This window comes from Microbacterium paulum (assembly GCF_015707995.1).
Lineage (GTDB): Bacteria > Actinomycetota > Actinomycetes > Actinomycetales > Microbacteriaceae > Microbacterium > Microbacterium paulum.
This window is the reverse complement of sequence record NZ_JAAGRY010000088.1, coordinates 1-10,073: the sequence shown is the minus strand read 5'-3', so window position 1 is coordinate 10,073 and position 10,073 is coordinate 1. Positions and strand designations below refer to the sequence as shown.

Here is a 10,073-nt window from a genome sequence, read left to right as displayed (position 1 = left end):
CGTCGCCGCCGCGCAGCTCGCGCTGCCCGCAGCCTTCGCCGCCGTCGGCACCCCCGGCCCGCCAGCCCCGCCCGCGGGCGGCGGACACGCCGCCATGGCCGCGCACGCGGCGCACACCCACCTGCTCCCGTTCCTGACGAACACGGCGAGCGCCCTCGACCCTGCCGCCTCGCTGATGACCCTCGGCCACGCCGTGGCCGCGCTCGTCACATTCGCCGCGCTCGCGTGGAGCGAGCGGCTGCTCGCGGCGGTGGCAAGAGGCATCCTGCGCGTGCTGCGCCCGGCCCGTGCTCCGCGCCCCGCCCGCCCGGCGAGCGCCCCGGCACTGTTCCTCCCGCGCCACACCGCGGCGGAGGCCCTCTTTCTGCACAGCGTGACCCGGCGCGGCCCGCCCGAGCGGTTCGCCCTCGCCGCCGCCTGAGCGATCCCACCCGGCGCGCGGCTCTTCCTCACGGCCCCCGCCACCGGGTCGGCCGTTCCCGCACGCAGAAAGAGATTCGTCATGTCCCGCACCCGCACGCCCGGTACCCGCGCCCGCCTCGTCGTCGGCGCCCTGGCCGGCGGCGCCCTCGTGCTCGCCGCCCCGCTCGCCGCCTCGGCGCACGTGCACGTCACCCCCGATGAGTCGGCCGCCGGCACGTCGACGCGCCTCGGTTTCTCGTTCAGCCACGGCTGCGACGACTCCCCCACGACGTCGGTCGTGATCACGATCCCCGAGGGCGTCGACGGCGTCACGCCGGTCGTCGACGGCGCGTTCACGATCAGTCGCGAGCTCGGCGACGACGGCATCCCCACCCAGGTGACCTACACCGCCGTCACCCCTATCGAGAGCGGCACCTCGGCGACGGTCTCGCTCGACGTGATCTTCGCCTCGTCTGCGGCGAACAGCTCGGTCGCCTTCCCCGTGCTGCAGAAGTGCGTCGTCGGCGAGACCGACTGGTCGGAGGTCGCCGCCGACGGGCAGACCGAAGACGACCTGCAGGCCCCCGCACCCGTCGTCGCGGTGGGCGCGGTCTCGGCCGAGACCGGTCACGATCACGGCGACGATGATGGCGACAGCCACGGCACCGGCGAAACGACAGAGGCGACGGATGCCTCGGCGCAGGCCGATCCGGTCGCCCGCTGGCTCGCCGGAGGCGCCCTCGTCGCGGGGCTCGCCGCGCTCGGCGTCGCACTGACCGGGCGGCGTCGTCGCAGCTGATCGGACCGAGATCCGGCGCGGGAGCCGTTTGTGGTCTGACCACAAACGGCTCCCGCGTACGAGGGTGGCGGATTGTGGCATCCGTGCACGTTCCCCTGTGGTCTGACCACTAGTTCTATCCTGGGATCACGGACCGCGCGGATGGGCGCGGACCTCCCACAAGGACTAGGGAAGCGAACCATGACCACCGTCACCCCCGCCGCCGCGCAGACCTCCGACGCACAACCCGCCGCTTGGACGGGCTTCGTCGCCGGCCCCTGGCAGGACCAGATCGACGTGCGCGACTTCATCCAGCGCAACTACACCCCCTACACCGGCGACGCCTCGTTCCTCGCCGGCGCGACCGCGCGTACGACGCGCATCTGGGACACCCTCTCGGCGATGTTCCCCGAAGAGCGCGAGAAGGGCATCTACGACGTCGACCCGCACACGCCCGCCGGCATCACCGCGCACGGCCCCGGCTACATCATCGAGGGCGACGAGGTCATCGTGGGTCTGCAGACCGACGCCCCGCTCCGCCGTGCCATCATGCCCAACGGCGGCTGGCGCATGGTCGAGGGCGCGCTCGACACCTACGGCTACGAGGTCGACCAGACCCTCAAGACGGTCTTCAGCGACTGGCGCAAGACCCACAACCAGGGCGTCTTCGACGTCTACCCCCCGAACGTCCGCGCGGCCCGCTCGTCGCACATCATCACCGGCCTGCCGGATGCCTACGGCCGCGGCCGCATCATCGGCGACTACCGCCGGGTGGCCCTGTACGGCGTCGACCAGCTCATCGCCGCGAAGAAGATCGACAAGCTGGGCCTGGACACCACGCCCTTCACCGAGCAGATCGCCCGCGAGCGCGAAGAGCACGCCGAGCAGATCCGTGCGCTGCAGGAGCTCAAGCAGATGGCCGCCTCGTACGGCATCGACATCTCGGGCCCCGCGACCACGGCGAAGGAGGCCGTGCAGTGGCTGTACTTCGCTTACCTCGGCGCCGTCAAGGAGCAGAACGGTGCGGCCATGTCGCTCGGTCGCACCTCGACGTTCCTCGACGTGTTCATCCAGCGCGACCTCGAGGCGGGCACCCTCACCGAGACCGAGGCGCAGGAGATCATCGACGACTTCGTGATCAAGCTGCGCATCGTGCGCTTCCTGCGCACCCCCGAGTACGACGCCCTCTTCTCCGGCGACCCGACCTGGGTCACCGAGACGATCGGCGGCATGGGCGAAGACGGCCGCGCGCTCGTCACGAAGAACTCGTTCCGCTACCTGCAGACGCTCTACAACCTGGGCCCGGCGCCCGAGCCGAACATGACCGTGTTCTGGAGCCCCGACCTGCCGCAGGGCTTCAAGGACTTCTGCGCGCAGGTGTCGATCGACACCTCGGCCGTGCAATACGAGTCCGACGAGATCATCCGCCCCGCGTGGGGCGATGACGCCGCGATCGCCTGCTGCGTGAGCCCCATGCGCGTCGGCAAGCAGATGCAGTTCTTCGGCGCCCGGGTGAACCTCGCCAAGACCCTGCTCTACGCCATCAACGGCGGACGCGACGAGGTCTCGGGCAAGCAGGTCTCGCCCGTCGCCGCCCCCGTCGGCGAGGGTGCGCTCGACTACGCCGACGTCATGGCGCGGTTCGACAAGACGATGGACTGGCTGGCCGAAACCTACGTCGAGGCGCTCAACTGCATCCACTGGTCGCACGACAAGTACGCCTACGAGCGCCTCGAGATGGCGCTGCACGACAAAGACGTGCTGCGCACGATGGCCTGCGGCATCGCGGGGCTCTCGGTCGCGACCGACTCGCTGTCGGCGATCAAGTACGCGACGGTGACGCCCGTGTTCGACGAGCGCGGCATCGTGGTCGACTACACGATCGAGGGCGAGTTCCCGACCTACGGCAACGACGACGACCGGGCCGACGGCATCGCGGTCGACCTCGTCGAGCGCTTCATGGCCAAGATCCGCCGCCACCCGATGTACCGGAACGCGCTGCCGACCCAGTCGGTGCTCACGATCACCTCGAACGTCGTCTACGGCAAGGCCACCGGCAACACGCCCGACGGCCGCCGCGCCGGCGAGCCGTTCGCGCCGGGTGCCAACCCGATGAACGGCCGCGACACGCACGGCATGCTCGCCTCGGCGCTGTCGGTCGCGAAGCTCCCCTACTCCGAGTCGCAGGACGGCATCTCGCTGACCAACACGGTCGTGCCCGCCGGTCTCGGCCGCACGAAGGACGAGCAGGTCACGAACCTCGCGGGTCTGCTCGACGCGTACGTGGGCTCGCAGGGGTACCACATGAACGTCAACGTGCTGAACCGCGAGACGCTCGAAGACGCCATGGAGCACCCGGAGAACTACCCGCAGCTGACGATCCGCGTGTCGGGCTACGCCGTGAACTTCGTGCGCCTCACGCGCGAGCAGCAGCTCGACGTGCTCTCGCGCACGTTCCACGGCTCGATGTAACACCCGTCCCCCACCCACCCCGCAGACCCCCGAGAGGAGCCGAATCATGGTCGCCACACTCATCCACAGCACCATCGAGGCTCCCCTCGGGGGCCTCGAGGTGGCCGACGTCTCACGCCACGAACGGCTGACCGCCATGCGCGAGGGCCGGCTCGGCTCGGTGCACTCGTGGGAGCTCGTCACCGCGGTAGACGGCCCAGGCACGCGCCTGACGACGTTCCTCAGCGGCTGCCCGCTGCAGTGCCTGTACTGCCACAACCCCGACACGCTCCAGATGAAACACGGAAAGCCCGTCACGAGCGACGAACTGCTCACCCGCATCGCGCGCTACCAGGGCGTGTTCCGCGCCACCGGCGGCGGCATCACGCTCTCCGGCGGCGAGGTGCTCATGCAGCCCGCGTTCGCGGCACGCATCCTCCGCGGAGCGAAAGAACTCGGCATCCACACCGCGATCGACACCTCGGGTTTCCTCGGCGCGTCCGCGACCGACGCGATGCTCGAAGACGTCGACCTCGTCCTCCTCGACGTCAAGAGCGGCGACCCCGACACCTACCGTCGCGTCACCGGGCGCGAGCTCGAACCGACGCTCGAGTTCGGTCGCCGGCTCGCCGAGCTGCCGCACGGCCCCGAGGTGTGGGTCCGGTTCGTGCTGGTCCCCGGCCTCACCGACGACGAAGCCAACGTCGAAGCGGTCGCCGCCTACGCCGCCTCGCTCAACGACATCATGCCCGGCACCGTGACCCGCGTCGAAGTGCTGCCCTTCCACCAGATGGGCCGCGACAAGTGGGCCGCGCTCGGGCGCGATTATCAGCTCGGCGACACCGAGCCGCCCTCTCCCGAACTCACCGAGCGCGTGCGCGAGCAGTTCCGCGCGCACGGCCTCACCACGTACTGACCCCACCACCCCGACCTGCCGACCGCGCCTCCCCCACCGTGCGCGGCGGCACCACCCCACTCAGCGGCGAGCGGGATCAGCATCAGCCCGCCCTCCCCATCCCGGCGGGCTGATTGCTTGTGCGGCCGCGGCTGCGGCTCAGCTCGCGGCGATCAGGCGGTCGGCCTCGGCGCGGGCCCAGGCTTCGGTTTCGGCGAGGCTCTCGCGGGTGAGCTCCCCCGGTGCGACGTGCGCGTCGACGACCCGGCGCACGGTGTCGACGATGCCGGTGAAGGCGAGCGCGCCCTCATGGAAGGCATCCACCGCCTGCTCGTTGGCCGCATTGAACACCGCGGGGTACGTGCCCCCGGCGCGCCCGACGTGTTTGGCGAGCGTGACGGCGGGGAACGCTTCGTCGTCGAGCGGTTCGAACGTCCACGTCTGGGCGCGCGTCCAGTCGAGCGGCGCGCCGACGCCCGCGACCCGGTGCGGCCAGTCGAGGCCGAGCGAGATCGGCAGGCGCATGTCGGGCGGGGATGCCTGGGCGATCGTCGACCCGTCGACGAACTCGACCATCGAGTGCACGATCGACTGCGGATGCACGACGACGTCGATGTCGTCGTAGTCGACGCCGAAGAGCAGATGCGCCTCGATCACCTCGAGGCCCTTGTTGACGAGCGTCGCCGAGTTGGTGGTGACGACCCGGCCCATGTTCCACGTTGGGTGCGCGAGCGCCTGCGCGGGGGTGACGTCCTCGAGCTCGGCGCGCGGGCGCCCGCGGAAGGGACCGCCCGAGGCCGTCAGCACGAGGCGGCGCACCTCGTCGGGCGCGCCTGAGCGCAGCGCCTGCGCGATCGCGGAATGCTCCGAGTCGACCGGCACGATCTGACCCGGCGTGGCGAGCGCCGTGACGAGGTCGCCGCCGACAATCAGCGACTCTTTGTTCGCGAGGGCGAGCGTGCGGCCCGTCTCGAGCGCGGCGAGCGTCGGGCCGAGGCCGATCGACCCCGTGATGCCGTTGAGCACCACGTCGGCGTCGACGTCGCGCACGAGCTGCTCCGCGGCATCCGACCCGTCGATCGCGGCGATCACGGTCGCCGACGACGGAACGCCGAACTCGGCCGCCTGCGCGGCGACGAGTTCGGCGTTCCGTCCCGCCGAGAGCCCCACGACCTCGAAGCGGTCGCGGCGGTCTCGGATGACGTCGAGCGCCTGCGTTCCGATCGAACCGGTGGAGCCGAGGATCAGAACGCGACGCATGACGTCAGCCTAACGGCGGTGTCACTGGGTGGCGGCGGGAGCCGTTCCGAGGATGTCGATGACGAAGACGAGCGTCTCGCCCTTGAGGTCGGTGGTGTTGATGTCGCCCTCGCCGTAGCCGTCGGCCGGGGTCATCGTCACGAGCACCTGCGAACCGACCGTCTGACCTTCGAGCGCCTTCTGGAAGCCGGCCACGACCTTGTTGGTCGCGAAGCTCGTCGGCACGCCGCCCTTGTCCCACGTCGAGTCGAAGGTCTCGCCGTTGGACCAGCGCACACCGGTGTACTGCAGCAGCACCTGGTTGCCGGCCTGCACGACGGGGCCGTCGCCCTTCTTGAGCGTCGCGACCTGGGTCTCGGTGGGCGGGGTCTGACCCTCGGGGATCGTGATGGCGGGAGCGCCGCCGTCGCCGAGCGACACGGTCGGCATGCCGGCGACGGGCGCCTGCTCCTCGCCCCACGCCGCGGTGGGGGTGATGCCCAGAACGTCGATGACGTAGACGACCGACGGGGTCGTCTCGTTGCCGGTCGCGGTGGCGAGGGTCAGGCGCGAGCCGACCGTCGCGCAGCCGAAGATCTGGCCGCCGTTGTCGGCCGAGATCTGCGCGGGCAGGATCTCACCGGGCGTGTAGCCGGCCTGCGAGAGCACGCTGCCCGTGGCGCCGTCGAGGATCGTGGCGGCGTAGTTGACGAAGTCGCCGGCGGCGATCGCCGCGCCGGTGCCCTTGGTCTGCACCGTGCGCTGCAGCGTGAGGTCCGTCGTGTCGATCGGCTTGGTGAAGTCGACCGTCGGCACGGTGCCGAAGTCACCCGTCACGGTGATGCCGTCCGAGACGGCGCCGCTCGGGGCGGCCGACGAGCAGAGGTCGGCCGCGGCCGATGCCGAGGCCGACGGCGAGGCATCCCCTCCACCCCCGCCGGAGCAGCCGGCGAGCAGGATCGCCGAAAGGGCGACGGCGGACAGGGCGGCGAGCGGGCGCAGGCGCACGGATGACCTCACAAAAAGGAGTGGGAAGGAGCTGCCGCGGCGCGGCGGACCCATCTTCTCGCACTTTCATCTGTCCCGGCTGAGAACACGGCATGCACGAGGCGGAATGCTGCCGGGACTAAGCTCTACGGGTGACGCAAGACCAGGTCAGCGCAACGGATGCGCCCGAGCCTCCGGCGTCCGAAGAGCACGAGGTGCCCCGCGTCGGCTTCACCTACTACTTCGGCCGCGCCGTTCTGGTGCCGCTCGCGCGCCTCTTCTACCGGCCACGTATCGAGGGTCGGCGCAACATTCCCCGCACCGGCAAGGTGATCCTCGCCAGCAACCACCTGTCGTTCATCGACTCGCTGATCATCCCGATGTTCGCGCCGCGCCCGGTGTACTTCCTCGCGAAGTCTTCGTACTTCGACGGCACGGGCTTTCGCGGGTGGGTGAGCCGCCACTTCTTCACCGCGATCGGCGCGACGCCCGTGCAGCGCGGCGCCGGCCAGGCGGCCCTCGACGCGCTCGACCAGCAGCGCCGCATCCTGCACTCGGGCCGCGCGATCGCGCTGTACCCCGAGGGCACGCGCTCGCTCGACGGGCGTCTCTACAAGGGCCGCACCGGAGTGGCGTTCCTCGCGCTCGAAGAGGGTGCGCAGGTGGTTCCGGTGGGCCTGATCGGCACGAACGAGGCCATGCCCGTCGGCGCGAAGATGCCCAAGCGCCACCCGCGGGTGACGGTGCGCTACGGCGAGCCGATCGATCTGACTCACCTGGGGCCTGCCTCGAGCGGCAAGGCGCGGCGCCTCGCCACCGACGAGATCATGGCGGCGATCCACGCGCTGTCGGGGCAAGAGCTCGCGAACGCCTACAACGAGGCGCCCGCCGCGAACCCCGTCGAACGCCTCAAGCAGGTTCTCCCGCACGAGCGGCGCTGACCTCGGCGTCGTGGCGCACGGGGAAGTTCACCGAGTTCGCGATGAAGCACCAGTCGTGGGCCTGCGCGTGGGCGGCCTGCGCGGCCGGGATCATGGATGCCTCCGCCACCACCACCCGCGGGTGCAGCACCACTTCGGTGAACGCCCCGCCGCCGCGGCCGTCTTCGGTCATGAGTCCGGTGGCTTCGTCGCTGTACGACTCGACGACGACACCCGCCTCGACGCACGCGTGCAGGTACGACAGCAGGTGGCACTCCGACAGCGCCGCCAGCAGCAGGTCTTCGGGGTTCCATTTGGTCGGGTCGCCGCGGAAGGGCTTGTCGGCGGATGCCTCGAGCACGGCCTTTCCGTCGACGGCGACCGTCACGGTGCGGTCGTAGTCGCGGTAGCCGCTCGTGCCGGTGCCGCGGTTGCCGGTCCAGACGCTCCGGAGGGCGTAGCGGTGCTCTCGGATCATGCCGACAGTCTGGCACGGGCGCGGCGGTAGGCTGGGCCGGTGCCAGAGACCCTGACCGTCGCATCTTCCGTCGAACTCGCCGTCGTCGAACGCAGCGGCTTCGTGGAGTCACGCCATGCCGGTGCGGCCGTCGTGCTCGACCCCGAGGGCGCCGTGGCGCTGACCCTCGGCGACGTCGAGACCCCGATCCTGCCGCGCTCGAGCCTCAAGCCGCTGCAGGCCCTCGGCGCCGTCACCGCCGGCGCCGAGCTCAGCGGTGAGCGCCTCGCGCTCGCGACGGCGAGCCACGCCGGCACCGACCGGCACGTGGCGGTGGTGCGCGGCATCCTCGAGCAGGCCGGGCTCGACGAGTCGCACCTCGGGTGCCCCGCGGCGTGGCCGAGCGACACCGTGACGCGCGACGAGATGGTGCGCGAGCTCGGCTCGCCGCAGCGGATCCGCATGAACTGCTCGGGCAAGCACGCCACGATGCTCTACGCCTGCACCGCCAACGGGTGGGACACCGCGACCTACCTCGACCCCGCGCACCCCCTGCAGGTGCACATCCGCGAGGTCATCGAACGCCTCATCGGCGGGCGCGTGACCGCCACGGCCGTCGACGGGTGCGGCGCGCCCGTGTACGGCATGGGGCTGTCGTCGCTCGCGCGTGCCGCGCACCGGATCGGCACCTCGTCGGAGCGCTCGCCGTTCGCCCTGCACCGCACGGCCGGAGCGCTCGTGCGCGCGGTGCGCGAGAACCCGTGGGCGATCGACGGCCCCGGCCGCGCCGACACGATCGCGATCGAACGCCTGGGCGTGTTCGCGAAGGGCGGCGCCGAAGGCGTCATGATCATGGTCGCCCCGAACGGCGCGACGGTCGCGCTGAAGGTGCTCGACGGCAGCGGCCGTGCCGCCACGGCGATCGCGCTCGCGCTACTCGAGCGGGTCGGCGCCCTCGCTTCGGCCGATGTCGCACAGACGATGGCGCTGCTTCCGCTGTCGATCACGGGCGGCGGCGCGGAGGTCGGCCGCATCCGGCCGACGGTCTGACCGCCGCCGCACCGCTAGACAACCCCGCGTCAACCGGGCAGGGTCACGCGCACAGCCGGCGCTCCCGGCGCGATGAGCCACGCCCGGCGCGTGCCCGCCGCAGCGTAGGGCGGCAAGTCGCGCCGGCCCGTCACGGTGCGGTATTCGGGCCCGCACGCCGCGTCGACGACGAGCGTGCCGCGCTCGCGCGCTTCGGAGAGCAGCCGCCACTGGGCGATCCAGGCCTCGGGTGAGCCGACGACGATGCTCTCGGCGCCGAGAGGGGTTCCGGATGCCCCGGCATCCGTCACCTCGACGACGCGGCGCCCGGCCACCGCCGCCGCGGCGCGGAAGGCCGTGAGGTCGGCGCCGGGCGGCACGACGAGGGCGATCGGGCGGGAACCCTCCAGCACGAGCGCCGGCGCCGATTCGTCGGCCGAGGAGGGTTCCCCGGCGAACGCGGGCGCGGGCACGTGCGCGAACTGAACGTGCGTGCGCCCCCAGCGCCCGCGCCCCGGGGGCGCGCCGACGGCGAAGTCGGCCGAGTCGCCGCCCGCGGCGACGTGGTCGGCGCGGTTCGCGAGCGGCAGCAGCGCCCGGTGCGGCAGCAGTTCGAGCAGCCGCCACGCCGGTCCCGACGCACGGACGGTCGAGATCACGAACGTGAGGCCGCGCGAGCGCGCCTCGCGGCAGGCGCGTTCGAGGGCGGCGAGCCAGGCTGCCGCGTGCTCGTCGCCGAGGCGGCCGGCGATCGCGTCGACGTCGTCGACCAGCACGACCGAACCCCGAGGCGCCGAGGCGAGCCCGGCGATCGCGTCCCACGCGCCCTCGGCGTCGGCGGGAACCCAGATCGGTGCGGCGGCCTGCGCGGCGATCGCGCGCAGCAGCGTCGTGCGCCCGCTGCCGGGCCCGCCG

Annotated in this window: 10 protein-coding genes; 6 read left to right on the top strand and 4 right to left on the bottom strand. The window is 71.8% G+C overall.

Annotated elements, in window-relative coordinates; all coding sequences use genetic code 11:
• From G3N18_RS14845 to pflA, 4 genes are all read left to right on the top strand, one after another.
• The coding region (locus tag G3N18_RS14845; RefSeq protein WP_420827107.1) for a hypothetical protein at positions 1–421 on the top strand (421 nt) is incomplete at its 5' end.
• An 81-nt stretch (positions 422–502) separates the two neighbouring features.
• A complete protein-coding gene (locus tag G3N18_RS14840; RefSeq protein ID WP_196385042.1) occupies positions 503–1,201 on the top strand; it encodes a DUF1775 domain-containing protein in 699 nt (232 codons plus the stop codon).
• A gap of 180 nt (positions 1,202–1,381) precedes the next feature.
• Positions 1,382–3,652 (top strand): formate C-acetyltransferase, encoded by a 2,271-nt coding sequence (gene pflB / locus G3N18_RS14835; protein WP_196385041.1) that lies wholly within the window; start codon positions 1,382–1,384, stop codon positions 3,650–3,652.
• Between the two features lie 46 nt (positions 3,653–3,698).
• Entirely contained in the window at positions 3,699–4,547 is an 849-nt protein-coding gene (pflA, locus tag G3N18_RS14830; protein WP_196385040.1) for a pyruvate formate-lyase-activating protein, read from the top strand.
• A gap of 138 nt (positions 4,548–4,685) precedes the next feature.
• Here the strand turns inward: pflA and dxr are convergent, their stop codons facing one another.
• A complete protein-coding gene (dxr, locus tag G3N18_RS14825) occupies positions 4,686–5,786 on the bottom strand; it encodes a 1-deoxy-D-xylulose-5-phosphate reductoisomerase (RefSeq protein ID WP_196385039.1) in 1,101 nt (366 codons plus the stop codon).
• A 21-nt stretch (positions 5,787–5,807) separates the two neighbouring features.
• Positions 5,808–6,785 (bottom strand): FKBP-type peptidyl-prolyl cis-trans isomerase, encoded by a 978-nt coding sequence (locus G3N18_RS14820; RefSeq protein WP_338038642.1) that lies wholly within the window; start codon positions 6,783–6,785, stop codon positions 5,808–5,810.
• A gap of 119 nt (positions 6,786–6,904) precedes the next feature.
• Between G3N18_RS14820 and G3N18_RS14815 the strand changes: the two genes are divergently transcribed.
• Positions 6,905–7,693 (top strand): 1-acyl-sn-glycerol-3-phosphate acyltransferase, encoded by a 789-nt coding sequence (locus tag G3N18_RS14815; protein ID WP_196385038.1) that lies wholly within the window; start codon positions 6,905–6,907, stop codon positions 7,691–7,693.
• On the opposite strand, the gene G3N18_RS14810 is transcribed toward G3N18_RS14815, so the two are convergent.
• Positions 7,662–8,150 carry an OsmC family protein gene (locus G3N18_RS14810; protein ID WP_196385037.1) on the bottom strand — a complete coding sequence of 163 codons (489 nt, stop codon included), beginning with the start codon at positions 8,148–8,150 and terminating at the stop codon, positions 7,662–7,664. The two genes, G3N18_RS14815 and G3N18_RS14810, sit on opposite strands and share 32 nt — an antisense overlap.
• A 39-nt stretch (positions 8,151–8,189) precedes the next feature.
• Here G3N18_RS14810 and G3N18_RS14805 point away from each other — a divergent pair, with 39 nt between their 5' ends.
• The gene (locus G3N18_RS14805) at positions 8,190–9,179 is read left to right on the top strand and encodes an asparaginase (protein WP_196385036.1); all 990 of its coding nucleotides are present in this window, start codon (positions 8,190–8,192) and stop codon (positions 9,177–9,179) included.
• Positions 9,180–9,208: 29 nt separating this feature from the next.
• On the opposite strand, the gene G3N18_RS14800 is transcribed toward G3N18_RS14805, so the two are convergent.
• Positions 9,209–10,073, bottom strand: an 865-nt coding sequence (locus G3N18_RS14800) for a barstar family protein (protein ID WP_338038641.1), incomplete at its 5' end; no start/stop codon positions are given.

What these genes read in the sequence shown, in the direction of transcription:
- G3N18_RS14840 (WP_196385042.1), top strand. Translation starts at nt 503, where the DNA reads ATGTCCCGCACCCGCACGCCCGGTACCCGCGCCCGCCTCGTCGTCGGC.
- pflB (WP_196385041.1), top strand. Translation starts at nt 1,382, where the DNA reads ATGACCACCGTCACCCCCGCCGCCGCGCAGACCTCCGACGCACAACCC.
- pflA (WP_196385040.1), top strand. Translation starts at nt 3,699, where the DNA reads ATGGTCGCCACACTCATCCACAGCACCATCGAGGCTCCCCTCGGGGGC.
- dxr (WP_196385039.1), bottom strand. Translation starts at nt 5,786, where the DNA reads ATGCGTCGCGTTCTGATCCTCGGCTCCACCGGTTCGATCGGAACGCAG.
- G3N18_RS14810 (WP_196385037.1), bottom strand. Translation starts at nt 8,150, where the DNA reads ATGATCCGAGAGCACCGCTACGCCCTCCGGAGCGTCTGGACCGGCAAC.